The sequence below is a fragment of the Pseudomonas putida group bacterium ESBL64 genome (genome assembly GCF_045277175.1).
Lineage (GTDB): Bacteria > Pseudomonadota > Gammaproteobacteria > Pseudomonadales > Pseudomonadaceae > Aquipseudomonas > Aquipseudomonas alloputida.
This window is the reverse complement of the sequence record NZ_CP145799.1, coordinates 4,442,998-4,469,155: the sequence shown is the minus strand read 5'-3', so window position 1 is coordinate 4,469,155 and position 26,158 is coordinate 4,442,998. Positions and strand designations below refer to the sequence as shown.

General features: G+C 60.5%; 23 protein-coding genes. 5 read left to right on the top strand and 18 right to left on the bottom strand.

Annotation, left to right across the window (positions count from 1 at the left end):
• Positions 1 to 3: 3 nt before the first annotated feature.
• From V6093_RS20295 to V6093_RS20260, 8 genes are all read right to left on the bottom strand, one after another.
• Entirely contained in the window at positions 4 to 759 is a 756-nt protein-coding gene (locus tag V6093_RS20295; RefSeq protein ID WP_047604656.1) for a hypothetical protein, read from the bottom strand.
• Between the two features lie 226 nt (positions 760 to 985).
• Entirely contained in the window at positions 986 to 1,792 is an 807-nt protein-coding gene (locus V6093_RS20290) for a hypothetical protein (RefSeq protein WP_047604655.1), read from the bottom strand.
• A 36-nt stretch (positions 1,793 to 1,828) separates the two neighbouring features.
• Positions 1,829 to 2,110 carry a hypothetical protein gene (locus V6093_RS20285; protein WP_047604654.1) on the bottom strand — a complete coding sequence of 94 codons (282 nt, stop codon included), beginning with the start codon at positions 2,108 to 2,110 and terminating at the stop codon, positions 1,829 to 1,831.
• A 117-nt stretch (positions 2,111 to 2,227) separates the two neighbouring features.
• Complete coding sequence (locus V6093_RS20280; RefSeq protein ID WP_155293967.1) at positions 2,228 to 2,956, bottom strand: hypothetical protein; 729 nt, start codon at positions 2,954 to 2,956, stop codon at positions 2,228 to 2,230.
• A 65-nt stretch (positions 2,957 to 3,021) separates the two neighbouring features.
• A complete protein-coding gene (locus tag V6093_RS20275; protein ID WP_047604653.1) occupies positions 3,022 to 4,440 on the bottom strand; it encodes an HlyD family type I secretion periplasmic adaptor subunit in 1,419 nt (472 codons plus the stop codon).
• A complete protein-coding gene (locus V6093_RS20270; protein ID WP_265979338.1) occupies positions 4,437 to 6,581 on the bottom strand; it encodes a type I secretion system permease/ATPase in 2,145 nt (714 codons plus the stop codon). The genes V6093_RS20275 and V6093_RS20270 overlap by 4 nt, the downstream gene beginning before the upstream one ends.
• A 238-nt stretch (positions 6,582 to 6,819) precedes the next feature.
• Positions 6,820 to 8,091, bottom strand: a complete 1,272-nt coding sequence (gene waaA / locus V6093_RS20265) for a lipid IV(A) 3-deoxy-D-manno-octulosonic acid transferase (RefSeq protein WP_265979340.1) — start codon at positions 8,089 to 8,091, stop codon at positions 6,820 to 6,822.
• An 11-nt stretch (positions 8,092 to 8,102) separates the two neighbouring features.
• The gene (locus tag V6093_RS20260) at positions 8,103 to 8,993 is read right to left on the bottom strand and encodes a LysR family transcriptional regulator (protein WP_003249460.1); all 891 of its coding nucleotides are present in this window, start codon (positions 8,991 to 8,993) and stop codon (positions 8,103 to 8,105) included.
• 86 nt (positions 8,994 to 9,079) lie between these two features.
• On the opposite strand from V6093_RS20260, the gene V6093_RS20255 reads away from it, so the two are divergent.
• The 4 genes from V6093_RS20255 to V6093_RS20240 all read left to right on the top strand — a co-directional run bounded on the left by V6093_RS20255 (position 9,080) and on the right by V6093_RS20240 (position 12,512).
• Complete coding sequence (locus V6093_RS20255) at positions 9,080 to 9,412, top strand: multidrug efflux SMR transporter (RefSeq protein ID WP_004577390.1); 333 nt, start codon at positions 9,080 to 9,082, stop codon at positions 9,410 to 9,412.
• A gap of 88 nt (positions 9,413 to 9,500) precedes the next feature.
• Positions 9,501 to 10,676 carry an FAD-binding oxidoreductase gene (locus V6093_RS20250; protein WP_003249456.1) on the top strand — a complete coding sequence of 392 codons (1,176 nt, stop codon included), beginning with the start codon at positions 9,501 to 9,503 and terminating at the stop codon, positions 10,674 to 10,676.
• Positions 10,673 to 11,485, top strand: a complete 813-nt coding sequence (locus tag V6093_RS20245; RefSeq protein WP_003249454.1) for an aldo/keto reductase — start codon at positions 10,673 to 10,675, stop codon at positions 11,483 to 11,485. Before V6093_RS20250 ends, V6093_RS20245 begins: the two co-directional genes overlap by 4 nt.
• Before the next feature lie 58 nt (positions 11,486 to 11,543).
• Positions 11,544 to 12,512: a hypothetical protein gene (locus tag V6093_RS20240; RefSeq protein ID WP_003249451.1), complete on the top strand. Its 969-nt coding sequence runs from the start codon at positions 11,544 to 11,546 to the stop codon at positions 12,510 to 12,512.
• A gap of 81 nt (positions 12,513 to 12,593) precedes the next feature.
• Here V6093_RS20240 and hldE read toward each other — a convergent pair whose 3' ends face one another.
• From hldE to V6093_RS20225, 3 genes are all read right to left on the bottom strand, one after another.
• A complete protein-coding gene (hldE, locus tag V6093_RS20235) occupies positions 12,594 to 14,015 on the bottom strand; it encodes a bifunctional D-glycero-beta-D-manno-heptose-7-phosphate kinase/D-glycero-beta-D-manno-heptose 1-phosphate adenylyltransferase HldE (protein WP_003249449.1) in 1,422 nt (473 codons plus the stop codon).
• A 130-nt stretch (positions 14,016 to 14,145) separates the two neighbouring features.
• On the bottom strand, positions 14,146 to 15,954 hold the full coding sequence (gene msbA / locus V6093_RS20230) for a lipid A export permease/ATP-binding protein MsbA (RefSeq protein ID WP_003249447.1): 1,809 nt from the start codon (positions 15,952 to 15,954) through the stop codon (positions 14,146 to 14,148).
• A gap of 15 nt (positions 15,955 to 15,969) precedes the next feature.
• Positions 15,970 to 17,145: an O-antigen ligase gene (locus V6093_RS20225; RefSeq protein ID WP_004576601.1), complete on the bottom strand. Its 1,176-nt coding sequence runs from the start codon at positions 17,143 to 17,145 to the stop codon at positions 15,970 to 15,972.
• A 100-nt stretch (positions 17,146 to 17,245) separates the two neighbouring features.
• On the opposite strand from V6093_RS20225, the gene V6093_RS20220 reads away from it, so the two are divergent.
• A complete protein-coding gene (locus V6093_RS20220; protein ID WP_003249444.1) occupies positions 17,246 to 17,851 on the top strand; it encodes a hypothetical protein in 606 nt (201 codons plus the stop codon).
• Positions 17,852 to 17,854: 3 nt separating this feature from the next.
• On the opposite strand, the gene V6093_RS20215 is transcribed toward V6093_RS20220, so the two are convergent.
• From V6093_RS20215 to V6093_RS20185, 7 genes are all read right to left on the bottom strand, one after another.
• Positions 17,855 to 18,946: a glycosyltransferase gene (locus tag V6093_RS20215; protein ID WP_265979343.1), complete on the bottom strand. Its 1,092-nt coding sequence runs from the start codon at positions 18,944 to 18,946 to the stop codon at positions 17,855 to 17,857.
• Positions 18,947 to 18,983: 37 nt separating this feature from the next.
• Positions 18,984 to 19,757 carry a glycosyltransferase family 2 protein gene (locus V6093_RS20210; protein WP_047604649.1) on the bottom strand — a complete coding sequence of 258 codons (774 nt, stop codon included), beginning with the start codon at positions 19,755 to 19,757 and terminating at the stop codon, positions 18,984 to 18,986.
• A gap of 65 nt (positions 19,758 to 19,822) precedes the next feature.
• The gene (locus V6093_RS20205) at positions 19,823 to 20,779 is read right to left on the bottom strand and encodes a glycosyltransferase (RefSeq protein ID WP_003249439.1); all 957 of its coding nucleotides are present in this window, start codon (positions 20,777 to 20,779) and stop codon (positions 19,823 to 19,825) included.
• 48 nt (positions 20,780 to 20,827) lie between these two features.
• Positions 20,828 to 22,231 (bottom strand): PIG-L deacetylase family protein, encoded by a 1,404-nt coding sequence (locus tag V6093_RS20200; protein ID WP_179053244.1) that lies wholly within the window; start codon positions 22,229 to 22,231, stop codon positions 20,828 to 20,830.
• Complete coding sequence (locus V6093_RS20195; protein ID WP_179053243.1) at positions 22,228 to 23,124, bottom strand: antimicrobial resistance protein Mig-14; 897 nt, start codon at positions 23,122 to 23,124, stop codon at positions 22,228 to 22,230. Before V6093_RS20195 ends, V6093_RS20200 begins: the two co-directional genes overlap by 4 nt.
• Positions 23,124 to 24,254, bottom strand: coding sequence for a glycosyltransferase (locus V6093_RS20190; protein ID WP_047604647.1), 1,131 nt, complete (start codon positions 24,252 to 24,254; stop codon positions 23,124 to 23,126). Before V6093_RS20190 ends, V6093_RS20195 begins: the two co-directional genes overlap by 1 nt.
• A complete protein-coding gene (locus V6093_RS20185; RefSeq protein ID WP_003249431.1) occupies positions 24,238 to 25,995 on the bottom strand; it encodes a carbamoyltransferase in 1,758 nt (585 codons plus the stop codon). The genes V6093_RS20190 and V6093_RS20185 overlap by 17 nt, the downstream gene beginning before the upstream one ends.
• Between the last annotated feature and the right edge of the window lie 163 nt (positions 25,996 to 26,158).

Genomic DNA, 26,158 nt, shown 5'->3' with positions numbered 1-26,158 from the left:
ACCTCATCTTCTGCTATTAATTAAAAAATCGACCACTGAGCGCCTCACTTCCAACCACCGCATTAACTTATCAGGGCGCATTATCACCTTGACGAGTACGTCTCCAAACACTACAAATGTCATTCTGCACGAATAGTAATTCGGAACTTTCGGACGCCAGCTGCAATACCCTACAGCAGCCAAGTCATCGAGCTCACCCTGCCAATAGATAAGCTTCTTGTGATTTTCAAAAACCGTGTCACGCGCCTCTACACGATAGAGGCTGCTTGACTCATCGTACTCAGCAAGCGTTATTGTTTCTGCTGGGCTTTTCCGCAAAAGAAACTCGAGTTGACGCCGTAAATCCCCCTCTCTTGCAGTTATCGGGGCCACTGCGACCAACAGCCCCTCATGCTCCAAGCCCTGCCGGAACACTAAACTGTCATCCGCCGGGTCGAGCTCTGGCCAGGTCATTGACAAAAATACAGATACTAGGTTTGCGTCACAGCCTTTTTTGTTATAAATAAAGCCAGGATCAAAAGAGCTTTTTCCCTCATATTCTGGCCAAAATGGAAAGTACAACCTCGAGAACCTATACACTTCCCCTGAAATTCTGCCGCACACGAAAGGATCAAACGTTACCTTCTCCCCTGGCTTCCAAGGTTCGCTCTTCCAGGCCACAACTATCATCATCAGCACGGGAATCAACAAGAGTACAGCGGAGCAAAGCCTCAAAAAACTCCAAGCCCATAGGAAAAACAAACATGGTATTTTTCTCATAATGACTTAGCGCTCCTTCAAGCTTTCTCGGACATACAACCAAAAGGGGCAGAATCTAACTTTGATCATTTTCCTTCTCCTTGCCTTACACCTCGCCTTGCAACTCTTCAACTCCACTAACCACACACCTCAACTCACCTCGCAAAAAATCAACACTCACGAGAGCCATCCCTCTTATCACGCTAAGCCTGACGCGCCTCCTCCACATCGGACATTTCCATCCTGATCATTTATCGACCCGATACCTAGCAGCATTCATGAAAAACTCACCCACTGCCAAAGCAATGTTATGGCACTCCCCAAGCCTCTCCCATAAAAACTCCACATTAACAATTGCATCCCCTCCGGGTATCAAAAACTTCAAATAGCAACGCGAGTAATTGACCTTGGGTTCCACCCAGTTGCAATAACCGATGTATTGCATACGTCCCTTGGCCTCCAGCCAGAAAAAGCCCTTGCGCCGATTAGGGAATTCACTATCAACACCCTCGAGAAAATTTAGGCCGAGATCTTCGTTCAGCTTGCTAGCCTTAACTAGAGCCGCGGGTGTTTCACGAAGATAATGCTGGAGCTGTTTTCTCAACCCTGCTTCCCCATGCAGCCAAGGCCCAATTGCGACCGATATCCCATCAAAGCGAAAAGACGTCGCCTCACCGTAAGAGACGGGCTGCATCTCCGGCCAACTCATTGCCATATAGAGTGACGCCAAGTTTGCACCACAGCCTTTTTTGATATTTATAAATACCGGCTCCCAAGAACTCTTGCCCTCATCCTCAGGCCAATAGATCACATACCTCCTAGGGAGCTCATAAACAACACCCGAGACCTTTCCACACACCATTGGATTAGGGGTCGTCAGCTTCTTCGGCGCCCAAGTCGGGGCAATAACAATGGAGACCAACAACCACACCACACTTAGCAACAACAACAATTTGCTAGAACCCCACAGCACCAAACCAAATCTTCTACACAGCGCAATTAGCTTTCCGAACAGCACCTTCACAAAGAGAAAGATATACCTGAAACTAATCATCACCCCTCCCTAGAGCCAGACTGCCCATATCAGGCACTAAGCAAACTGCGCTTCAGACAACGCATAAACTTTTCCAAAATTTCTCTCGCACAACACGGAAATGCTGCTCCCAGCCCCAAACGCATCTGAACCACTGTGCCGCTGCAGGGGGTTCAAGAAGAAACTGATAACTCTGCGCCCATCCACAATCACTTCTGCACGCACAGCCATACATATTGTCAGCGGTGCGTCTTTATCCCCTACGCGTAAAATATCCTTGGCCAGTTCTATTTGAGCGCTATACATCAGCGCCGCGCCGCTCATCTTCAATATCGTCATCAGAAATACTCTCCCCCTTGGACATCCCCGTACTTGGCAAACGTTAACACCTCAACTTTAATTTCCACTTACTGCCCCTAATCAGAAGAGGTTAACTTCATCATTAAAAAATCACCCTTACACCCCATTAGATGCCAAGAATTTCTTGACACGCGACACCATCTCACCCCACTCGCTTAATTTGTCCCATCCAAAATCAATCTTTACAATAGTTTTACTGCCCTCCAGCAAATATCTAAAATGACACCGATGGTATTTAGACCTATACTTACTCCAACTACACCTTCCAATTTGCTCCATATGCCCATTTCTTTCAGACCAGAAAATCATCCGTGGTGAATTGGGGAAAACGCTATCAACACCTTCCACTCGATTCAAACCTAATTGTCTATCAAACACCTTGGCCTCTCGCTGCTTATAAGTTGCCTCGGAAATGAAAAAATCAAAGGTTTCGCGCAGTCCCCTCTCACCAGCGGGCCATGGTTCAAGCGTCACTACGATTCCACTAAACGTCTCTGAGAAATAGTTTCCCGGCGTTAACTCAGGCCAGTTCATGGCCAGACTTAAAGAATATAAATTTGATTCACACCCTCTATCAACGCCGCCAGAACCTCTCTTATAATTTCCTTCATCCTCATATTCCGGCCAGAAAGGAACATATTCGCTTGAAAACTCATACATAACACCGGACACCACACCACATACTTTTGGCGCAGGGGGTGCGACCGGCTTCGATTTCTCGCTTAAAGCAACAGTCGCCACTGCTAAAGCAACACAGCTTGCGGGAAGACACAACGCGACCGCTGCGCTAACCCTCAGTGCATTCCATATAATTTCGTACAGCATTCTCCAGCCGCTTTTTTCTCGTAGCCGATTCGCGTCCATCTGTTATCACCCTCACCAGTAATCACTTAGCGCTCCGTTAAACTTTCCTGCACATGTCGCCGCAAAGGCCTTAGAAAATAACTTATAACCTTGCGCTTATCCGTAATAACCTCCGCACGCACTGACATACCCGCCGTCAACGGAACATCCTGTTTTCCTACACGCATTATTTCCTTACCCAGGCGGACTCGAGCGCTATAAACCAACCCTCGCTTCTCATCTTCAATGGCATCGTCAGAAATACTCTCCACCACCCCCGGGACAACCCCGTACTGGGTAAACGTGAACGTCTCAACTTTCACTTCCACTGGCTGCCCCGGATATACAAAGCCGATATCTTTGTTCTCGACTTTCACTTCCACTTCCACCGGCTCGCCCGTCGGCACAATGACCATCAGTGTCTGCGCGGGTGTAACCACCCCGCCCTGTGTATGGATCGCCAACTGCTGGACGGTGCCGTCAACGGGGGATGTCAGTACCTTGAGGCGATGCCGCTGCTCGGCCTTGTTCAACTCCTGCTCAAGGGTTGCAATGCGCCGTTGCGCCTCACCGTGAAGGTCGAGCATGGCTCTGCGCAATTGGGCAATGGCACCGCTACGGCGGTGCTGAGCAGCAAGCCGTGCAGCGTTCAGTTCGTCTATGCGCGAGCGCTGGAGTGCCAGTTCGCGTTCCTGCTCCAGGCGGGCCTGCTCCTTTTCCAGGTAGGTGTGCTTGGCCACGGCCGATTCGCTGAACAACAGCTTGTAATCCGCCGTCAGTTGGCGGGTGATCACCAACAGTTGCCGGAGCGCGTCAGCCCGGCCCTGGGCGGAACGGATTTCGGCAGCGCGTTGACCGATTTCGGCATCGGCCTGTTCCAGCGTGGCCTGTAACTCCAGGTATTGCCCCTCCAGCCAGCGCTGCGCGCCTGCCTGCTGCGCGGCCGTGGCCTGCGGTATCAGTGGTGCCAGGGAGGCAGGTGCCACATCGCCGTCCAGCGCACTCAGCAGTGTGCTGGCGCGGGCCTGGTCGATCTGCGCAGCCAGCAGTTCGCTGCCTAGGCGCTTGATATCAGCCTCGGTCAACTGCCCTTCCAGCTCGACCAGCACATCGCCTTTGCGCACCGGCTGGCCATCGACGACGTGGATCGACTGCACCACCGCGACCTCGCTGGCCTGTATCAACTTGCTCCTGCCACTGGGCACGATCTTGCCTTCGGCACTGGCGATGACATCGATCTCACCGATGCAAGCCCAGGCAAGCGCCAGCCCGATGAACATCAGCAGGCTCCACTGCAGGTAGCGCGGCAAGGGATGCACTGGCGTTTCCTGCAAGGACAGTGCCGCAGGTAAAAAGGCCAGTTCGTCGGGCTCATGTACGGGGCCGTCCATGCTCCGGCGCTTTCGCCATGCCGTCCTCCACGCATCCCGGTAGCGCTCGGCAAGGTCTTTGAACGCCACACTCATACGGCGGCCCCGAGCTGCAGTTGATGCAGGTAGGCATAGGTGCCCTGTGGATAACCAAGCAGCTCATCATGAGTCCCTTGCTCGATGATCTGCCCACGCTCCATGACCACGATGCGGTCGGCATGGCGTACTGCCGAAAGCCGATGGGCAATGATGATGACCGTGCGCTGCGCGCAAATCCGCGCCATGTTCTGCTGGATGATCCGTTCGGACTCATAGTCCAGCGCACTGGTGGCTTCGTCGAAAATGAGGATGCGTGGGTTGCCGAACAGCGCTCGGGCGATGGCTATGCGCTGTCGCTGCCCACCCGACAGGCTGGCGCCGTGCTCACCAATCAGGGTTTCGTAGCCATCCGGTAATTCGAGGATGAACTCGTGAGCACCCGCCAGCGTCGCTGCGGCGATCACTTCTTCAAGCGGTGCTGCTGGGTTGCCGAGGGCAATGTTCTCGCGCACGGTGCGCCGAAAAAGCACGTTGTCCTGCAACACCACGCCGATCTGCCGACGCAGTGACGCCACATCGGCTACCGCCAGGTCAGCACCGTCGAGCAATACCCGCCCCCGCTCAGGTGAGTACAGCCGCTGAATCAAGCGTGTCAGCGTGCTCTTGCCTGACCCCGAGCGACCTACAACGCCTATCACTTCTCCGGCGGCGATCTTCAGGCTGACATCGCGCACCACTTCGCCCCCGTCCGGCCGATAGCGAAAACACACACGATCGAGTTCGATCTGCCCGACAAGTGTGGGCAGCACCGTGCCCTTGCCTTGGTTGACCTCGGTACGGGTGTTGAGAATGTCACCCAGGCGTTGAATCGATACCCCTGTCTGCTGGAAGCTGGTCCAGAGTTGGGCCAGGCGGATGATGGGCTGCGACACGCGCCCTGCGAGCATGTTGAAGGCGATCAGCTCGCCCACCGTGAGTGCGCCTTCGATGACCAGCCGGGCCCCCAGCCACAAGGTGGCTACCGTGACCAGCTTGCCGATCAGGCCGACGCTTTCATTGGCCAGACTGGAAAGGTTCTGGGTCTTGAAACTGGCAGATACATAAGCGGCCAACTGATCATTCCAGCGCCGGGTCACCTGAGGTTCCACGGCCATCGACTTCAGTGTGTCGATGCCGTTGACCGCCTCGACCAAAAAAGCCTGGTTCTCGGCGCCGCGTTGGAAGCTTTGATCAATCAACGCCCGCAGTAGCGGAGTAACGACCAGGGATACGAGAAAGTAGAAAGGCAGCGAGCCAACGACGACCAGCGTCAACCATCCGCTATAGAGGAACATGACAGCGATGAAGACCACCGAGAACAGCACATCCAGCACTAGCGTGATGCTGTTGTTGGTCAAGAAACTTCTGATGTTCTCCAGTTCTCGCACTCGGGCAACCGAGTCACCGACTCGCCTGGCGTGAAAGTAGGCGGTTGGAAGATCGATCAAATGCCTGAACAGTTTTGCACCCAGTTCGACATCGATTCTTGACGCTGTATGAGCTGCCACATAGGTACGCAACCCACTCAGCAATGTTTCAAATAGAACGACGACCAATAAACCCAAGGCGATAACATCCAGCGTGGTCAAACCGCGATGCACCAGGACTTTGTCCATTACCACCTGAAAGAACAAAGGCGTCAGCAAAGCCAGTATCTGAATGACCAGGGAAACCACGAGCACTTCGCCAAATAGCCGCCTGTACTTCACCAGGGCAGGTATGAACCAGGTAAAGTCGAAGCGTGACAGCCCAAGGGGCAACTGGGCATCGGAGCGAACCAGAATGAGTTCTCCCGACCAGCGCACCACCAGTTCCGCGAGGGTCAGCGCTTGCGGTGCGCGGGAATGGGGGTCCTGCACCAGAACCTGCTCGCCCTCCACGCGCGCGATGATGAAGTATTCACCACGCGTATCCACTGCAATAGCGGGCAAGGGCGTATGCTGCAGCCGGGCCGGATCGATGCTACGGTGTTTGGCCTTGAGGCCCAGTTGCTGAAATGCCCGAAGTAGTGTGCAGGTGGAGAAACGCTCACCCGCTGCTGCATGATCGTGCTGCAACTGCTCGGCAGAGACGGCAACACCATGGTAACGCGCCAGCGTGATAAGACACACCAGCCCACTTTCAATAGTGTTGGCATTGCCATCAGATAAATCAGCCATCACGCCACCTCTTATGAAAACCGGACATGAGGCGATACTAGCCCGAAGCAATAGGACAAACGTCCTACAAGCTTCCGACGCAAGCGTGTGACACTTCTGACTTTTAAAGTCTATTCGTAGGAAGTTTCCTAACGGCGAGAAATCCAGTGTAGGAAGTTATAACTTACGCCGTAGGAATAAATAACCAGAATCAGACATATCCACTCTAGACCGGGTCTTTGAGTGGATATGTCGGTTATCAGCGGATCAAGGCCCCCAGACCCTCGAGCAATCGCTGCAAAGCCCCCTGATTGGCCCGCATCACCGCCCTGCCCGCCTCGCCGATGCGCTGGGCGTCCTGCGGCAGTTCCACCAGACGGCGCACCGCACCGGCCAGCCCGTCAGCATCATCCACCTGCTGCAACGCCCCCGCCTCGCGCAGCATCGCGCTGATTTCGAGGAAGTTGAACACATGCGGCCCCATGAGCACCGGCAAGGCCAGCGCCGCAGGCTCCAACGGATTGTGCCCACCGGTCGGCACCAGGCTGCCACCGACGAAGGCAATGTCGGCCAGGGCATACAGGAACAGCAGTTCGCCCATGGTGTCGCCCAGCAATACCCGCGTTTGCGCATCGACCAGCGTGCCGGCAGAGCGGCGCACGGTGGTGAACTGCTCGCTGCACAACGCATGCACTGCATTGAAGCGCTCGGGATGGCGCGGCACCAGAATCAGCAAGGCATCGCCATGCACCTGCAACAACTGCCGATGCGCCTGCAGGATCAAGTCATCTTCACCGTCGTGGGTGCTGGCGGCGATCCACACAGGGCGCTGGCCGCCCCCCCACTGTTCACGCAATGCCCTGGCGCGCGGCAGCAGCTGTTCGTCGATCGTCAGGTCGAACTTGATCGAACCGGTGACTTGCACGCGCTCAGGGCGTGCACCCAGGTCACGGAAGCGCTGGGCCTCGGTTTCGGTCTGCACGGCAATCAGGCTCATCTCGGCCAGCATCGGCCGGGTCAGCCTGGCAAAGCGCCCATAGCCACGGGCCGAGCGCTCGGACAAGCGCGCATTGGCCAGCGCCACCGGAATGCCGCGCCTGGCACACTGGTGAATGTGGTTGGGCCAAAGCTCGGTTTCCATGATGATGCCCAGCTTAGGCTGCACATGATCGAGAAAACGCCCCGCCGCCCAAGGCAGGTCGTAGGGCAGGTAGCAATGCTGCACGCGTGGTTCGTTGGCGAACAGGGCGCGAATGCGTTCAGAGCCGGTAGGGGTCATGCAGGTCAGTGTGATCGGCAGCTCCGGGTAAGCCTTGAGCAAGGCACGCACCATGGGTGCGGCAGCAATGCTCTCGCCCACCGATACCGCGTGTACCCAGATACCACCCTGGCGCATGGCCGGCAGCTTGAAAGCAAAGCGCTCGCCGATACGCTGGCCGTAGGCCGGTGCCTTGCGCGCGCGCAGGTACAGGCGCAGCGCAACCAGCGGCAGGCCCAGGTGAAACAGCAAGGTATAGAGAGTTCTGTTCATGGCGGCTAAGTCTACCCGATCGCGCGAAGGTGCACTGCAAAGCGCTCGGCCAGCCACTGCGCGGCCGGGCCCAGAGGTTCATCGCGGCGCCAGGCCAGCTCTGCCACCAAGGCCGGGGGCCGCCAGTCGCTGTCCAGTTCGACCATGTGCGCCTGGTAGGTCGGGTACTGCACCACATGCCGGGGTAACCAGGCCCAGCCCAGGCCGCGCATCAGCAGTTCGGCCATGGCGTAGAAGCTGTCGGCACGCCATACCTGCGGGCTAATCGCCTCGCCGCCGGGGTAACCGCTTTGTTGTGGCGTGATCAGCAACTGCCGGTGGCGGGCCAATTGTTGGCGAGTGACCCGGCCTTCGCCCGCCAGCGGGTGGCCGACCGCGCACACCGTGACCATCTCCACGCTGCCCAAGGCACGGCGTTCCAAGGAAGCCGGGATGCTTTCGTGGAGGAAGAACAGGCCCAGATCGGCGCGCCGCTCCACCAGCTTGCGCGCCACATCGCCCTGGGCTCCGCTGGCCAGTTGCACCTCCAGGAACGGGTAGCGGCTCGCCAGTTCGTCGAGGCTGTCGATCACCGGCTGATACGGCATGGCTTCGTCCTGCGCGACCCGCAGCAAGGCCTCCTGCCCGCGCATCAGGGCCAGGGCGCGGCCATCCAGGCGTTCGCACTGGCGTAACAATTCGCGGGCGTCTTCCAGCAAGGCGCTGCCGTTTTCAGTCAATTTCGGTTGCCGGCCGCTGCTGCGCTCGAACAGGGTGACCCCTAGGTCGGTTTCGAGCAGCGCGATGGCACTGCTGATCGCCGACTGGGCTTTGTGCTGCTCACGTGCCACCGCGGAGAACGAGCGCAGTTCTGCAACGCGCAAAAAGGTACGCAATTGTTCAAGGTTCCACTGCTCGGCCATCAACCTATCTCCCACATTGATAGGTAATGACTTTACCCCATCCAGGCAACGTCTAGAATGCCCGCTCAGTAACGGAGGATCCCGCCATGAATGCCTACACCTACCTCGCCATTGCCATCTGCGCCGAAGTCATCGCCACCGCCTCGATGAAAGCGGTGAAAGGCCTGAGCACGCCCTTGCCACTGCTGCTGATGGTGGTTGGCTATGGCATTGCGTTCTGGATGCTGACGCTGGTAGTCCGCAGCATTCCGGTGGGGATTGCCTACGCCATCTGGTCGGGCCTGGGGATTGTGCTGATCAGTGTGGCGGCGCTGGTGATCTATGGGCAGAAGCTGGATATGCCGGCGATGCTTGGCATGGCCATGATCGTGGGTGGCGTGGTGGTGATTCAGCTGTTCTCGAAGACCGCTGGGCATTGAGAGCCCGTGTGCGGGGCTCGCCGACGATAGGGCCATCTCAGGTATAGCCTGTATACTTGCCAGCTGTCCCAGTCTTCGAGGTACCGCCATGCCATCTGCCATTTCCACTGACGTGCTGATCGTCGGCGCCGGGGTCGCAGGCCTCTGGCTCAATGCCCGCCTGCGCCGCCTGGGCTACTCGACAGTGCTGGTGGAGCGCGCCAGCCTTGGCGGCGAGCAGACCATCAAGTCGCAGGGCATCATCCACGGCGGCACCAAATACGCCCTGCACGGCGCCCTGACCGGTGCCTCGGAAGCCATCGCCGACATGCCGCGCCGCTGGCGCGAAGCCTTGGCCGGCAACGGCGAACTCGACCTCGGGCGTACCCGCCTGCTCTCCGATGCCCACTACCTGTGGTCGCCGGGCACCTTGGCCGGCAACCTCACAAGCTTCTTCGCCAGCAAGGCCGTGCGCGGCCGGGTCGACCAGGTCAAGGGTGACCAGCTGCCACCGGCACTGCAGGACCGCGCGTTCAAGGGCAAGGTGTATCGCCTGGCGGAACTGGTGATCGATGTCCCGAGCTTGCTGGCCAACCTGGCCGAGCTGGCCGGCGAGTCCTTGCTGGCAGGTGAACGCATCGAACCCTTGCGTGAAGGTAATGCGTTGGTCGGCCTACGCGTGGACGACCGGGAAATCCGTGCCCAGCGCATCGTATTGAGTGCCGGAGCCGGCACCGAAGGCTTGCTGCAGGCGCTGGGCCTGGATCAGCCGGCCATGCAAACCCGCCCGCTGCACATGGTCATGGCCAAGGGCCCGAACCTGAAACCTTTGTACGCCCACTGCCTCGGCGGCGGGCCCAAGCCGCGGGTAACGGTGACCACCCATCCGGCAGCCGATGGCCAGTGGGTCTGGTACCTCGGTGGGGACCTGGCCGAAGCCGATGGCGTGGCGCGCGAGCCTGCAGCGCAGATTGCCGCAGCGCAGAAGGAAATCGCCAACCTGCTGCCCTGGGTCGATCAGAGCCTGGTGCGCTGGGCCACACTGCGCGTCGACCGCGCTGAGCCTGCACAATCCGGCCTGGCACGCCCGGACAACGCCTTCCTTGCCGACCAGCAGCGCCTGCTGGTGGGCTGGCCAACCAAACTGGCACTGGCACCGGACTTCAGCGACCGGGTAATCAGCCACCTGGAGCGCGACGGCATTCGTCCACAAGCACAGGCCGACCTGGCCGACCTCCCACGCCCTCCACTGAGCGTACCGGCCTGGGAGCAGTTGCTGCCATGAGCCTGCCAACCCTGCACGCATTCCATCGCCCGCTGGGCAGCACCGGCCTCACGGTCTCTCCACTGGGCCTCGGCACGGTCAAGCTGGGCCGCGATCAGGGCGTGAAGTACCCCACTGGCTTCACGATCCCCGGCGATGAGGAAGCCCGCCTGTTACTGGCCCAGGCCCGCGAGCTTGGCATCAACCTGATCGACACCGCCCCGGCCTACGGCCGTAGCGAAGAACGCCTGGGCCCGCTGCTGCGCGGCCAACGTGATGAATGGGTAATCGTCAGCAAGGTTGGTGAAGAGTTCGAGGAAGGCCTGTCGCATTTCGACTTCAGCGCTGCCCACACCCGCCGCTCGGTGGAGCGCAGCCTGCGCCGGCTCGAAACCGACCGCATCGAACTGGTGCTGGTGCATTCCGACGGCAACGACCTGGCCATCCTCGAACAGCAGGAGGTCTACCAGACCCTGGCCGAACTCAAGCAGGAGGGCAAGATCCTCGGTTTCGGGCTGTCCGGCAAGACCGTCGCCGGCGGCCTGAAGGCACTGGAGCAAGGCGACTGCGCCATGGTCACCTACAACCTCAACGAACAGGCAGAACGCCCGGTGCTGGACTACGCTGCCGAACACGGCAAGGCCATCCTGGTAAAGAAGGCCTTGGCGAGCGGGCATATCTGCCTGGCCCCGGGCGTCGACCCGGTGCAGGCCAGCTTCGAGCTGCTGTTCGCCCACCCGGGCGTCAGCAGTGCTATTGTCGGCACCATCAACCCGTTGCACCTGGCCCACAACGTGGCCACCGTCGCCCGTATCCTGGGCCAGCATTGAGTTACCTCAGGCTCCCGATTCAGGGACTGGAGACTGACCCGACGCAAGGAGGAGCCTCGTGGCGCGAACGCTGATCCGCAAGAACCCGAGCAACTTCAAGACACTGCCACTGCATGTCGAGGCCACGCCCGAAGGCTTGATTTACCAAAGCATCGGCATGCCGCTGAACTTTGCCCAGACCCAGCAACGGCGCAAGGCCATCCAGTTACCCGATACACAACACTTCGTGGTCGAACTGGCCAACCTGGGCGTGTCAGTGCGCCTCACGCTGCATTGGCAGAACCGCGATTACTGGGTACTGGTGCGTCAGCGCCGACAAGACCGTGGCGATGTGGTACTGAAACTGATTTCCGGTTATGTACCGGCGCAGGAGCTGAACCTGCCGCTGCACACGGCCGTACAGGAAGTGGCCGAGGAGTGCCTGCTGGAAACCCCGGAAGGTTGGCTGGGCGGGCGCTTCAACGACACCTGGCTGCCCATCCCCTACGCCGCCGCCCTGCACTACCGCGAAACACCCCACTTCGTGCTGGCTCCGGAGTCCGGTGCCGCACGCCCGGTGCATTGCGGCAAGCTGATGCTCCTGGAGCGCCCACGGGCCTATGTGCACCTGCCCACCGCTTCGCTACAGCTGATCTATGACATGCGCCTGCAAGTGCCCCGGGACGCCAAGAAACTCAGCTTGTTCCACGTTGACGAGCGGCTGGAGGGCGACCAGCTGGTGGCGCGGCTCAACCGCAAACGCCCCGACCTGTACCTGATGCCATTGAAGGACGGCCAGCCACTGGCAGAGCTGTACACGCTGAAAAAGGATGAGCTGGTGCCGGCGAGTACGCGTGGGCTGTACCTGGCAGAAAGTTTTGCCCGGCAGGAAGGCTGGGTGGTGGCAGATGAACGGGTACGCTGGAAGGATTGGGTGAAGCAGCAGGGGTTGGTGGAAAGCAAGCCCGCAAGGGCGTCGCACTTGCAAAGGTTTGGCGACAAGGCGCGAGCGCTGCTGGAGCGGGCGCGGACCTCGCTGAACAAGTGACATCCCGGGAGCTTTCGCCTGCTTGCTGGGGCGGGTAAACCCGCCCCAGCCGAGGGCCGCCACAACGGCCCCAAGGTCAGATCAGTTCTTGCGAATTTTCTCGACAATCGCCGTGGTCGAGCTGTTCTCGACCAGCCCCAGCACCTTCACGGTGCCGCCATAGCCCTTGACGATATCAGCGCCAACCACCTGGTCGATGCCATAGTCTCCACCCTTGACCAACACATCCGGCTTGACCTGGCTCAGCAGGTTTTCCGGGGTGCCTTCCGGGAAACTGATCACCCAGTCCACCGCGCCCAAACCGGCCAGCACGGCCATACGCCGGTCAACGCTGTTGATCGGCCGGCCCGGCCCTTTCAGGCGGCTGACCGAGGCATCGTCGTTTACCGCAACGATCAGGCGATCACCCTGGGCCCGCGCCTGTTCCAGGTAGGTGACATGCCCGGCATGCAGGATGTCGAAGCAGCCATTGGTAAAGACAATCTTCTCGTTGTGCGCCCGCGCGTCATCAATGGCCAGCAGCAGTTGCTCAAGGCCCAGCACGCCGCGTTCGGAGCCTTCCTCACGCTGGATGGCCCGACGCAGCTCAGGGGCGCTGATGGCAGCCGTACCCAGCTTGCCGACCACAATGCCCGCCGCCAGATTGGCCAGGGCCACCGCATGGGGCAGGTCCTCACCCGCGGCAATGGCTGCGGCAAGGGTGGAGATGACAGTATCGCCGGCACCGGTCACATCGAACACCTCGCGTGCCCGTGCAGGCAGGTGCAACGCAGGCTGACCAACGCGCAGCAGGGTCATGCCATGCTCGCCGCGGGTGACCAGCAGGGCGCCCAGGTCCAGGTCCTGCAGCAACTGCAAGCCCTTGGCGACCAGTTCGGCCTCATCGACGCAACGGCCAACGATGGTCTCGAACTCGCTGAGGTTCGGGGTAATCAGGCTGGCGCCACGGTAGATGGAAAAGTCCTTGCCCTTGGGGTCGGCCAGCACCGGAATGCCCTTGGCCCGCGCCGCCTGGATCAGGTTTTGGTGGTTCTTCAATGCACCTTTGCCGTAGTCGGACAGGACCAGCACCTTGACGCCTTCGAGCAGGCTGTCGACCTCCGCGCCCAGCGACAGTGGGTCGGTGGCGAACGGCTCTTCGAAATCGATACGCAGCAGCTGCTGGTGACGGCTCATGACCCGCAGCTTGACGATAGTCGGCTGGTGCGCGATGCGCTGGAATACCGAACGGACACCGGCAGCCTGCAGGCTGTTGGCCAGGCTGTCAGCAGCCTCATCCTGGCCGGTGACGCCGATCAGCGAAGCCGGCGCGCCCAGCGCAGCAATGTTCAAGGCAACGTTGGCCGCGCCGCCGGGGCGATCCTCGATTTGATCGACCTTGACCACCGGGACTGGCGCTTCAGGCGAAATACGCGAAGTACCGCCATGCCAGTAGCGGTCGAGCATGACATCGCCGACCACCAGTACCGGGGCTTGATCGAAACGCGGCATGGACAACTTCATGGGCAACCCATATGGAAATAATGAACAGGGGCAGGATATTAGCACAGGGTAGTCAATGGCTTTATGGCCAGATCATCCCTGGAAAATTCCCGTGACAATCGGGGCCATAACGGCCCCGATCAAGGAGGGTTCAGGTGATATCGGCCTTGGCCGGCTCATCCAGCCCCATGGCATGCAGACGGGCATAATGGCCATTAGCCGCAAGTAACTCGGTGTGAGTACCGCGCTCGACCAGGCGGCCCTGGTCCATCACCAGGATCTGGTCGGCCTTCTCGATGGTCGACAGGCGATGGGCAATCACCAGCGTGGTACGGCCTTGCATCACGTGGTCCAGGGCGGCCTGGATATGCCGCTCGGACTCTGTATCCAACGCCGACGTCGCTTCGTCGAGGATCAGCAACGGCGCGTTTTTAAGCAGCGCACGGGCAATTGCCAGGCGCTGGCGCTGGCCCCCGGAAAGCAGTACACCGTTCTCACCCACTTCGGTATCGAAGCCCTTTGGCAGCCGGTCGACGAATTCCTTGGCATAGGCATCGGCCGCGGCGGCTTCGATGTCTGCGCGCGGCGCGCCGGCCAGATCGCCATACGCGATGTTGTTGGCCACGGTGTCGTTGAACAAGGTGACATGCTGGGTGACTTGCGAAACATGGCGACGCAGGTTGCGCAGGCGATAGTGCTCGATCTCCACGCCATCGAGCAGGATCTGCCCCTTGTCGTGGTGATAGAAGCGTGGAATCAGGGCCGCCAGGGTAGACTTGCCACTGCCGGAGCGGCCGACCAGGGCAATCATCTGCCCGGGCTCGGCGACAAAACTGATGTCGCTCAACACTTCACGCTCGGTACCCGGGTAAGTGAAGCTCAGGTTGCGCACTTCCAGGCGCCCTTCCACGCGCTCCTTCTCGACCGTACCAGTGTCCACTTCAGGCGCTTCGTCCAGCTGCTCGAAGATGCTTTCGGCACCTGCCAGGCCCTTCTGGATGGTCGAGCTGACTTCCGACAACTGACGAATCGGCTTGGGCAGCAGGCCGGCAGCGGTGATATAAGCCACCAGGTCACCGGCAGTGGACTCACCGCGCAGGAACAGTACCAGGAACATCAGCGCAGCCATGGCGCTGTAGATCACCAGCTGAAGCATCGGCGTGTACAGCGAGCCGGTCTTGGTCATGCGCAGTTGCTTGTCGGTGTTGCTCTGGCTGGCCTGGCCGAATCGCTGCTGTTCGTAGGCCTCGCCACCGAAGCTACGGACCACGCGGTAACCCTGGATGGTTTCCGAGGCAACGTGGGTGACGTCGCCCATGGCTACCTGGATCTTCTTGCTCTGCTTGCGGAATTTCTTGCTGGCGATGCTGACCATAACCGCGATCACCGGCAAGATGGCAACCATCACCAGGGTCAGGTGCCAGTTCATCCAAAGCAGGTAGGCAAACAGGAACACCACGGTCAGGCCTTCGCGGATTACCACCTTGATGGCGTCGGTAGCGGCGCCAGTGACCATGGTCACATTGAAGGTAATGCGCGAAATCAGGTGCCCGGAGTTGTGGTTGTCGAAGTAGCGGTTGGGCAACACCAACAGCTTGTTGAACAACGCCACCCGCAGGTCATGCACCAGGCTCAGAGAGACCTTGGCCAGGAAGTAGTTGCCGAGGAACGAGCCCAGGCCCTGCCACGCAGCGATCAGGATGATCAGCAGCGGCACCGCCTGCAGCAATTGCAGGTCACGCAGGTAGGGGACGTTGGGGAACAATACCGCTTCGGGGTTGCTCAGCCCATCGACGAAGTACTTGAGAATGCCGGCCAGCATTGGCTGGGTCGAGGCAAAGATCACGAAACCGACAATGCTCAGCAGGAAAATGCCGACATAGGGTTTCACATAGCTCAACAGCCGGAAGTAGATCTTCAGGCTGGAGGTGTGCTCCGCTGGTCGCGGTGTTTCGGCCATTATCGAGCTCGCTGTTCAGGTTGAACCGGCAATTTTACCACAGGCGTCATTTTCGGCACGCCCCCATGGCAGCAACATGGCAAGGCCCACCGGCAGCCAGCTGATGAACCATTCGGCACGTGGCGTACCGGTGAGGCTGGCGGCATCGAACTGCATGGCCAGGGTCGAATAGACCCAGAAGCCCAGCAGGACCTTGCCGAGCAGGGTGCCACGGGCGCGCACGATTTCGCCCAGCGTGAACAGCCACACCATTACCCACAGCAACATGCCGGGCAAGCCCATCTCAACGGCAACATGGGTGAACATGTTGTGGGTGTGATCGAAGTGCATGCCGACGGCGCTCACTTCGTAAGCAGCCCCCAGACCAAGACCAGTCCAAGGGTGCGCAGCTATCATCTGGACCACGGCATGGAAAATTTCCGGCCGGTAGGACGAGCCCCGTTGGGCGATAACGTCGTACACGGCCAAAAAGGCCAGGCCGGTGGCAAGCAGTGCCAGAACAGAGAACACCCGGCTGTGGCGGTCACGGAACCACAACGGCGCCATCACCACGGTAATCACCAGTGCCAGAACCGCACCACGGCTCTGGCTGAGCATGGCGAAGGCCCCCAGGCAAGCCAGTGCCGCCAGCCACAACACCTGCAAGCCACGCCGCCGAGGTGGCTCGTAGAGCATCAAGAGCACAGCCGAACCAATGACATAGGCCCCCAGGATGGGGTGGGATATTTCGCCGATACCCGCCAGCCTGAACAGCAGAGGCGCACGCTGCACCCCATAGAACTTGATGATGGAGACTAACGCAGCGATGGCCAGCAGCGCGCTGCCAAGCAGCAATAACTGACGAATGCGGGCTTGGCCAAGCTGGGCCAACAGCGGAAACGCCAGCAGGAACACCAGGATGTAGAGCAAGCGCTTGAGCTCGCGCATGGGCTCCTCGGCGGGCGACCATGCCAGGCTCAGGCCGCTCCAGGCCAACAGCAGCAGCACACTCCCCCACAGCGCCGGTTGCCGCCTCCAGGCTTGCACCAGCACACCTCGGGCCGACCAAGCCAATACCAGCGTTGGCAGCCACAAGAACAACACCAGACCTTGCTGATAAACCTTGTTGCTGGGTGCCAGGGCAATCGCCGCCAGGAACCAGACCAGGCCCAAACCTAACCACGCTTGTGCCCAGTTTTTTTGATACAACATCCTTTCCCCCGATGAATCAGAAACACCATCCATGGTGCTACAGCATTATTTTCGGCATTATTGCCGGTCATTTTGATCGCCAGACGACAAGGCTCTATTCATGCAATGCTCCCGGCTCACCCAGGTCGACTTCGATCAGCTGACACTCGGCGCACAGGTGCTTGAGGCAGACAGCCATGGCGCCAAAGTCTACCTGCTCACAGATGGAAATTTCCTCAAGGTTTTTCGTAGGAAGCGGCTGATTTCATCTGCACTGCTACGTCCTTACTCGCAGCGTTTCGTCGATAACGCCGCACGCCTGGCGCAACTGGGCATCCCTACCCTCGAAGTGATCAGCCAGCACAAGCTCGACCTGCCGGGCCGCACTGCGGTGCTGTATCGCCCGCTACCTGGGCGGACGCTGCTGCAGATGTCGCGCGATGACGGCTTCAGCTGGGACACTTACCTGCCACGCCTGATCGAACTGATCCGCCAGTTGCACCGCAGCGGCGTTTATTTCCGCTCGCTGCACTTGGGCAACGTGGTGGTCACCCCCGACCAGCGTCTGGGCTTGATCGACGTGGCCGACATGCGCTTTCTGCGCCCGCCACTGTCAGCCCGCATGATTCGACGCAATGTGCAGCACATGGTGCGCTATATCGAGCGGGAGAACCTGGGCGACCGGTTCCCCCTTGCCGCCTTCGAGGCAGCCTTGCTGACACGCTGAAGGTCAGCTGCGCAACAGGCTCTGCGAGCCGCTGCAGAACGCCTGCCAGGCCTGCTCCGGTGCCAGTGCCTGGCGCTGCTTCGCGGCGATCGTCGATGCACTGAGCGCCGCACAGCGCTCAATCGCCTCAGCCCAGGCGCTTTCGTCGGCAACCGGCAGGTAGCCACCCGTGTCGCGCAACTGCTCGCGAAACACTTCCAGGTCGCTGCACACCACCGGTACATCGGCCATCACCGCCTCTTGCACCACCAACCCCAGGCCTTCGGAACGCGAAGGTACCAATAGCCAGTCGAATGCCCGATACAGCTGCTGCAGGTCTTCGCGGTGACCGCGCAGATGAACGCGCTCGGCCAGGCCCAACGCGTCGATACGCTGCTGCAGCACGGCATGCTGCGGCCCCTCGCCAATGATCGCCAGCTGCAAGCCCGGTTGCCGTGCACTGGCCCTGGCGAATGCCTCGATCAGCATTTCGAAGCCTTTGCTCTCTACCAATCGCCCTACCGCACCCAGCATCACCTCGGCGCCCTGAGGCAACTTCAGCGCCTGCCTGGCCTGGTCCCGGTTCAGCAAAGGCTCGACGAATGCAAGCGGGTCGAGCGCCATGCGCAGCGTCTGCACCGGCCTGCCCAAGTCACGCTCCAGCGACTCGGCCAACGTCTGTGATACCGCCGCGATACTCAGACGCTCGGACGGAAACATCTGCAACAAGCGGATATCGCTGGCATGCAGACGCGTCTTGCCATGGAACAGTACCTTGGCACGCACGTGCGTGATGCGCTGCAACAACGGCAGCACCAACCGGGCGACACCAATACCGTCGAGCAGCACCACTTCTGCCCCGGCCTCGGCCAATGCCTTGCGCAAGCGCATGCGCAGCCACGGACGCAGCAAGCGCCACAAGTGCCGCCCTTTGAGCGCACGTGAGGGCATATGCCATTCCCGGGTCGAACCGAGCCCACAGCAGAGCCCGCTCCCCAGCAACAGCCAGTTACTGATCCGGGCATCGGCACCCGCATTCGACAAGACCTGCCGATGCACCTTGTGGATGGACATGTAAGGCGTTCCACCCGCCCACATCATATTGACGATGTTCATGGGCCCTCTCCCGCTCAAGTCAGGTGGGACAGCGACTTCATTGAACAAAAATGGTGATTCCCATGCCGATCAAGGCACCCGCAACCAGCGTCAATGCCAGCTTCATCCGATCACGTTGACGGCGCTTGGCCTTACGCTCCACCTCGATAGGCAAGGTCACGTGATTGCCAAAACCAGTGTGCAATACTGCATCACCCTCCAAGGTGACCGCTGTCAGATTTAACTCAGCGTAGCGGCGGGAAAGCGCCTTTTCTCCAGCATAGGCGGCAAATGGCGCACAGCGCTGGTAATCGCTCAATCGGCGCAGCCCAGGGTTGAGCGAGAACGCCTGCCACTCGGCCTTGTCGGACAGCAGCGGATAGCACGGCACCCCGGCGATCACCTGGCGATCGCCCAAGTGGATGTACGGGCTGTGGATGGCCAGGTCGTGGGCATGGCTGCGCAACCAGACCTGCAAGATGTTGGGACTGACATCCAGGATGGCCTGCGAGTCTTCGACAAAGCCTTGGCGATAGAATTGCCAGTCGTCTTCGCAGTGAAAAATGTACGGCGTCTTGACCTGGCTGTAGGCCAGGTCGATAGACGGCAACTGGCCAAGTTTGGGCCGGTTGACGAACACCTTGCAGTGCGGCTTCCAGTGCGCCGGCACAGCGGCATGCACAGCATCGTCGCCAGAGTCTTCGGTGATGAATACCTCGCGAATGGGCGCGGTGTTGTAGCGATCGAAACTCTCAAGGGTGTCTTTGAGCAGATCGAACCGCCCACAACTGGTCACGACAAGCGTGACGTCACTCTCATTTGAAAAGCGCACCGGATTCCCTCCGCATTACGACTATCGGCCTTCAACAACCCGCTCCTGGGCGTGAAAGCTCTTATTTAGATGCCCAGCTTCAGACGCAGCCGCTGCCATGCAGACAGTGGCGGATGGGGCCTGAGCGCAGGGCGCATGTGGTCGACGATGCTACGTCCAACTGCGCCGAAACTAAAACGGGAAACCGCCAGATGGCGGCCATTTTCTGCAATCTGCCGTGCTAGCTCGGGGTTGGCGCGCAAGCGACGGAGTTTTTCCTGAAGGGTCGGGATGTTGTCATAGAACACCACGTTGTGCATGTCTTGCAGGCCCAGCGCACGGTTCTCTTCCTCGCCCTGGTCGTATGCCAGCAACACACAGCCACAGGCCATGGCTTCGAAGTTCTTGATCATGTACTCGCCCATGCCGACATCGGCACTGACGAAGAAACGAATACGGTTGAGCGTGTTGCAGTAGTCCTCGCCCGACTTGGTACGGGTTACCAACAGGTTCTCGACCTGCCCCAACTCGTCCAGCAGTGCCTTGCGGCCGCTGTAGGCCACGCTGTTGACGCTGCCGACAAAGGCCAATTCGATATCACGCTCACGCCCTTGGTCAGCCAGCAACTGCTCGTCATAGCCCTTGGGCACGAACACCGCGTCGAAACCTTCCTGGCGCAAGCGCTCGCTGACCATGTAGCCGGAGCTGATCACCCGCGCCCATGGCAACTGGCGGTAATGAGCGCTGAACTTGCCGGTGTACTTGCACGGGATGTAGTTCTGGTAGGCGTCGTGCTCGAGAATCACCAGGTTCGGCACAGTGCGGATGAAGGCCACCTGACGGATCTCTTGCTTGAAACGCAGGAAGAACACGATGCGGTCATAACGCTCGACCTGCACTTCACGCTTGAAGTAACGGCGCAGGTTGCGCTGATCCTGGCTGGTCAGCCAGCGCAGGTCGCACTCGCAGTTGGCCGCGACGCCATCGTACAGGCGGTCAAGAATCGCCCGCTGTTCCTTCTGCACCAGAAATAGGACTTTCATTGCTTTCCTTGGGCGCTCTGCGCCTTCGCGGTCAACCATGGGGCGTGCTTACAGCTCACGCCGCCAGAACAGTTCGTGTCGGCGCACGGCCTTGCGGAAGAATTCGTTCTCCCCATAAGGCGATGGCTGTCGCCCGGCAAGCCAGCGTTGCAGCAGGCGGCGCAGGCGGCGCTTGAACGGTGCCGGCGGCTGCAGGTCGTGCATCATGCCCAGGGCCATGGCCTTGTCGCGCTGGGTCGCGCAGTCCAGCACCAGGCTGCAGGGTGCCCAGGCCTGGGCAGCGCTCAATTGCGGCGGCAAAGCCACGCCATCGCCACTGTCGCCCATCGGCCAGCGGTCGTTATCGTGCAGGTGGTTGGCGTAGCACAGCAAGGTTTGTGGCTGCCAGGCCATGCCTTGCAAGGCTTCCAGCACCGCCGCCTGAGCGCAGATATGGTCCGGATGGGGGTCTAGCTGCGGGTGCGGCATCACCAGCACCTCTGGCTTGGCCCGTTCCAGCAAGGCTCGCAGGTCGGCCAGCAGGTTGTGCCAGGTGGGTGCGCCATCGCGGTCGCCCGGTAACGGGAACGGGTTGAACTGGCGGAACACGCGGATATCGGCCAGGTCGGCTTCACGTGAGGCGGCCGGCTGGTCGGGGGCGGCCTGCATGGCAGGAAGCTGCAGGCAAAAGTAGCCCAGCTGTATGCAATGCGACTCCGGCACCCCGGCCCAACGCGGCACGGCGATGCTGTCCCAGGCACGCAGGCGCCCCTTCAGGCGCGCGGCCTCGGCCTTTGCCAGGCCCATCTGCTGGTAGTGCTCGGCCTCTATCTCACCGGCGGTCAGGGTCACCACCCAGCTTTCGTCGGCCTGGCTGTACAAACCATACGCGGCCAACTCGGCGTCGTCGGCATGTGGCGCGATCACCATCACTCGGCGCCGCTGCAGCTCGACCGAGGGGGTTATCCACAGACGCAGCTGACCCTGCAGCCGGCAATGCCGGCCGCGCAGTCGCAACGTTCCGGCCTGCAGTGGCGCAGCAAGGCCGGTCAGGTTAAGGAAGCGCACCCCATCGACGCCACGCTCGAACGTTTGCCGATCGGCCTGTTCGCCAGCCAGCAGCTCGACCCGAGGGTCGAGAAAGCGCCCCAACCAGCTGCTCTTTAGCCGCAGCTCAAGCACCAGGGTTTCGTCGCCCTGCAACGTGCAATCAGCCTTGAGCCAGCCATCGTGCAGGCTGGCAGGAACCTGCCGCACCTGATCGCCGAAGTCGTAGGCATAGTCCTCACCCGGTGCATAGAACAGGTGGTCGGCAAACCAGGCCTCATGGGCAGCCCAGAGCAGCGGCAACAACAGCAGTGGCAACCACCACCAACTGAATACACCGAGGGCGACCAGCGCAACCAGGCCCGCCAGCAGCCCCAGGCGTTTGTTGCGCCGGTGGCGCTTGAGCAACTGCTGCTTGCGGCTCACGCTTGATACACCGGCACAGGGTTGCACCAGCGGTCCTTGTACTCACGGTCAGCACGGCCGAATGAGAACCGCAGCGGCTTGTTGCGCGCCCGGGCGTCTTCCCAGGCGGCCTGGGTATTGAGGAAGCTCAGCACGCTGCCTGGGCTGAAGGCCTTGGTTTCAGGGTCGACACCGCCATTGATGTACTCGACGCTAATCCATTCCGGCGCTTCGACGCGGTACACCAGCTGGATGGCAATCGGTTTACCGTCCAGCAGCAGCACCGAGCCGATCAGCAGCTCGCGCAAGCGGCCCAGCACATCGGCCATACGCTCGGCACCGGTGGCAGGGAACCCCCAGCGGCGCAGGAACAGGTCGCAGTACATGCTGGCGATTTCCTGAGCACTGAAGTCGCTGATCGGGCGTACCACACCACCCGCTTCTTCCAGCAGGCGAAGTTCACGGCGCTGGTTGTAGCGGAACTTCTTCGACAGGTCTTCAGGCGCCCGGGCCATGGCCAACTGCTCCTTCTGCGCCTTCAGGCCGCTGAAGCGGCCCTGGTTCAGTTCGGACAGGTAACGCATTGTATGGCGCAACGGCGCAGCGGCATCAGACGCCGCCGGCAGAATGATCTCGGCATTACCGAGGTCGAACAGGGCCTTCTTGCCAGCACGCTTCAGCACGTCCTTGGACAGCGCCAGGTGACGCCCCCAGACCGGGATGGCGGCTTTCAGCTCGCCAGCCTGGTGCCAGCCCAGGTAACGCACCGGGATCTGTGCCAGGTCCGCCAGTTGCTCGACCACCAGCGGATGGGTGGCAACACTGCCGCCAAAGCGCGCCCATGCCTGGGCATAAGCCTTGGCATCGATAGCTTGCCAACCGTGTTCGCGGAAGGCCTGGATACGATTGAGCATCAGGCCTGCCCCACCAACGCGCGCACCTGCGGGAGTTGCCAGAAGGCCTCGCGCACCGCCTGGTCAGAGAAACGCTCGCGCAGGCGCTGCAGCATGTGCCTGGCACAGGCCTGGCGCTGCTCAGCGTCCAGTACGGCCATGTGCTTCAGGCCCTGAGCCAGCTGCGCGGCGTCGCCCAGCGGGAACAGCACGCCAACGCCCTCGACCACTTCGCGGGCACCGCCACAGGCCGTGGCCAACACCGGTACACCGGCAACCATCGCTTCGAGCAGGACCATGCCGAACGGCTCGTGATCGGAACTCAACGCGAACACGTCGAACGCCTGGAAATAACGGCGCGCATCCGGTACCTGGCCAAGAAAGTCGACTTGCCCGGCAATACCAAGTTCGGCGGCCAACGCCTTGAGCTTGGCCTCCAGGCGCCCCTTGCCGAGGATTGCCAGGCGGGCGCCAGCCGGCAGCCCCGGCAATGCCTGGGCAAAACCGCGCAACAGGGTGGCCTGGTCCTTGTCCGGGTGCAGGCGCCCGACATTGCCGACGATCCACGCCTGAGCATCCAGGCCCAAGGCCTGGCGTGCGTCAGCGCGCGGCACCAGGGCTGCTTGCAGGGCGTCGATGTCGATGCGGTTGTACAGGGTCTGGATGCGTTCGGCCGGCCACTGCGGCAAGCAACGGCGCATATCGTCACGTACCGCGTCCGAAACACCCAACAGGCTCAGACGCTTGCCGAACAGGTTCGCGAACAGGCGGCGGCCTTTGCGCTGGTAGTCGCCAAAGGCATGGTGCACACCAATCACCGGCAGGCCGGTCCCCAGCAGGGCAACGTAGATCGGCTTGAAGCGATGGGCGATGCAGAAAGCGAAATTGCGCTCGGCCGCAATGCGCCGCAATGCGCGGATGGCGCCGAGTTTCAGGCCACGCACGGCCTTGGAGCTGAACTCAAGGAACAGCACCTCGTCCGACGCACAGCCAGCCGCCACCTGCGCATCGGCGGCGCCAGTGAGGAACACCGTGGTCACCTGGTACCCACGCCCCTGAAACAGGCTGGCGTACTGACGGGCGCAGTCCAGGAACGGCCCGTCATAGCCATGGCAGAACTGCAGGATGCGCGGTTCAGAGCGGCTGGTCATACGGGGCCGCGCCGTCCTTCACAACCAGGATGTCTTCCATGATCAGGTACTGCAGGTCCGAGCCGAAGAACATGTTCAGGGCATCGGTCGGCGAGCAGATCATCGGTTCACCACGACGGTTCAGCGAGGTGTTCAGCGACACGCCGTTGCCCGTCAGGTCTTCCAGTGCCTTCATCATGTCGTAGTAGCGCGGGTTGTACTCGCGCTTGAGCACCTGGGCACGCGAAGTGCCGTCCTCGTGCACCACTTCCGGCACGCGGGTTTTCCACTCTTCAGCAACTTCGAAGGTGAAGGTCATGAACGGCGCGGGATGGTCGACCTTGATCATCTGCGGGGCGACAGTGTCGAGCATCGACGGGCAGAAAGGTCTCCAGCGTTCGCGGAACTTGATCTGGTGGTTGATGCGGTCAGCCACGCCTTCCACGCTTGGGCAGCCGATGATCGATCGGCCACCCAGGGCACGCGGCCCGAACTCCATGCGGCCCTGGAACCAGGCAACCGGGTTGCCATCGACCATGATCTGGGCGATCTGCTGCGGCATGTTCTCGAGTTTGCGCCACTTTGGCTGGTTCGGGTGACGGGCGCAGGCGGCGATCACGTCTTCGTTGGAGTACGACGGGCCGAGGTAGACGTGCTCCATCTTCTCGACCGGAACGCCACGGGCGTGGGACACATAGGCAGCGGCGCCAACGGCAGTCCCGGCGTCGCCGGAGGCCGGCTGAACGAACAGCTCTTTCACGTCCGGACGGGCGATGATCTTCTGGTTGAGCTTGACGTTCAGCGCACAGCCGCCGGCGAAGGCCAGCTTGCCGGTTTCACGCAGGGTGTCGCCCAGGTAATGGTCGATCATCTGCAGCGCCAGTTTCTCGAACAGCGCCTGCATGCTGGCGGCGTAATGGATGTACGGTTCGTCGGCGATGTCGCCTTCGCGCTTGGGGCCCAGCCATTCGATCAGCTTTGGCGAGAAGTAAAAGCCCTTGCCCTTCTCTTTGTAACGGCGCAGGCCGATAACGTTGGCGTACTCGGTGTTGATGACCAACTCGCCGTTTTCGAAGCTGGCCAGACGCGAGAAATCATACTTGCTGGCGTCGCCATACGGCGCCATGCCCATGACCTTGAACTCGCCATCGAGCATTTCGAAGCCCAGGAACTCGGTGATGGCACCGTAAAGGCCACCCAGCGAGTCCGGGTCGAAGAATTCCTTGATCTTGTGGATCTTGCCGTTTTCGCCGTAGCCAAAGAAGGTGGTGGCGTACTCGCCCTTGCCGTCAATGCCGAGGATTGCGGTTTTTTCCTTGAAGCCCGAGCAATGATAAGCACTGGAAGCGTGGGCCAGGTGGTGCTCGACCGGCTCGATCTTGACCTTTTTCGGGTCGAAGCCCAGTTGCTCCAGGCACCAGACGATCTTCTTGCGATAGCGCTTGTAGCGACGGTTGCCCATCAGGATGGCATCGAGTGCACGATCCGGGGCGTACCAATAGCGCTTGGCATAGTGCCACCGCGCCTTGCCGAACAGGCTGATCGGGGCGAACGGGATGGCTACCACGTCGACGTCGGACGGCTTGATGCCTGCCTGTTCCAGGCAGAACTTCGCCGACTCGTAGGGCATGCGGTTCTTCGCATGCTTGTCACGCACGAAGCGCTCTTCTTCGGCGGCGGCAATCAGCTTGCCGTCAATGTACAGGGCCGCGGAAGGGTCATGGCTAAGGGCGCCGGACAGGCCAAGAATCGTCAATGCCAAGGGATTAGCCTCTTCATTCGGTAAAAATGCGCCAGCGGCCTCTTGGGCGGATGGCGGCTAAAGGGCGGGATTATAACGCAAACATTGGAGGCACACCGCCCCCTTGTAGGAGCGGGTTCACCCGCGAAGCAGGCAACGCGGTGGATGGCACCGGCGTCGCCGG

Excerpts from the sequence above, each read along its gene's own strand:
- V6093_RS20295 (WP_047604656.1), bottom strand. The coding sequence starts at position 759 with ATGAGAAAAATACCATGTTTGTTTTTCCTATGGGCTTGGAGTTTTTTG.
- V6093_RS20290 (WP_047604655.1), bottom strand. The coding sequence starts at position 1,792 with ATGATTAGTTTCAGGTATATCTTTCTCTTTGTGAAGGTGCTGTTCGGA.
- V6093_RS20285 (WP_047604654.1), bottom strand. The coding sequence starts at position 2,110 with ATGACGATATTGAAGATGAGCGGCGCGGCGCTGATGTATAGCGCTCAA.
- V6093_RS20280 (WP_155293967.1), bottom strand. The coding sequence starts at position 2,956 with ATGCTGTACGAAATTATATGGAATGCACTGAGGGTTAGCGCAGCGGTC.
- V6093_RS20275 (WP_047604653.1), bottom strand. The coding sequence starts at position 4,440 with ATGAGTGTGGCGTTCAAAGACCTTGCCGAGCGCTACCGGGATGCGTGG.
- V6093_RS20270 (WP_265979338.1), bottom strand. The coding sequence starts at position 6,581 with ATGGCTGATTTATCTGATGGCAATGCCAACACTATTGAAAGTGGGCTG.
- waaA (WP_265979340.1), bottom strand. The coding sequence starts at position 8,091 with ATGAACAGAACTCTCTATACCTTGCTGTTTCACCTGGGCCTGCCGCTG.
- V6093_RS20260 (WP_003249460.1), bottom strand. The coding sequence starts at position 8,993 with ATGGCCGAGCAGTGGAACCTTGAACAATTGCGTACCTTTTTGCGCGTT.
- V6093_RS20255 (WP_004577390.1), top strand. The coding sequence starts at position 9,080 with ATGAATGCCTACACCTACCTCGCCATTGCCATCTGCGCCGAAGTCATC.
- V6093_RS20250 (WP_003249456.1), top strand. The coding sequence starts at position 9,501 with ATGCCATCTGCCATTTCCACTGACGTGCTGATCGTCGGCGCCGGGGTC.
- V6093_RS20245 (WP_003249454.1), top strand. The coding sequence starts at position 10,673 with ATGAGCCTGCCAACCCTGCACGCATTCCATCGCCCGCTGGGCAGCACC.
- hldE (WP_003249449.1), bottom strand. The coding sequence starts at position 14,015 with ATGAAGTTGTCCATGCCGCGTTTCGATCAAGCCCCGGTACTGGTGGTC.
- msbA (WP_003249447.1), bottom strand. The coding sequence starts at position 15,954 with ATGGCCGAAACACCGCGACCAGCGGAGCACACCTCCAGCCTGAAGATC.
- V6093_RS20225 (WP_004576601.1), bottom strand. The coding sequence starts at position 17,145 with ATGTTGTATCAAAAAAACTGGGCACAAGCGTGGTTAGGTTTGGGCCTG.
- V6093_RS20220 (WP_003249444.1), top strand. The coding sequence starts at position 17,246 with ATGCAATGCTCCCGGCTCACCCAGGTCGACTTCGATCAGCTGACACTC.
- V6093_RS20215 (WP_265979343.1), bottom strand. The coding sequence starts at position 18,946 with ATGAACATCGTCAATATGATGTGGGCGGGTGGAACGCCTTACATGTCC.
- V6093_RS20205 (WP_003249439.1), bottom strand. The coding sequence starts at position 20,779 with ATGAAAGTCCTATTTCTGGTGCAGAAGGAACAGCGGGCGATTCTTGAC.
- V6093_RS20195 (WP_179053243.1), bottom strand. The coding sequence starts at position 23,124 with ATGCTCAATCGTATCCAGGCCTTCCGCGAACACGGTTGGCAAGCTATC.
- V6093_RS20190 (WP_047604647.1), bottom strand. The coding sequence starts at position 24,254 with ATGACCAGCCGCTCTGAACCGCGCATCCTGCAGTTCTGCCATGGCTAT.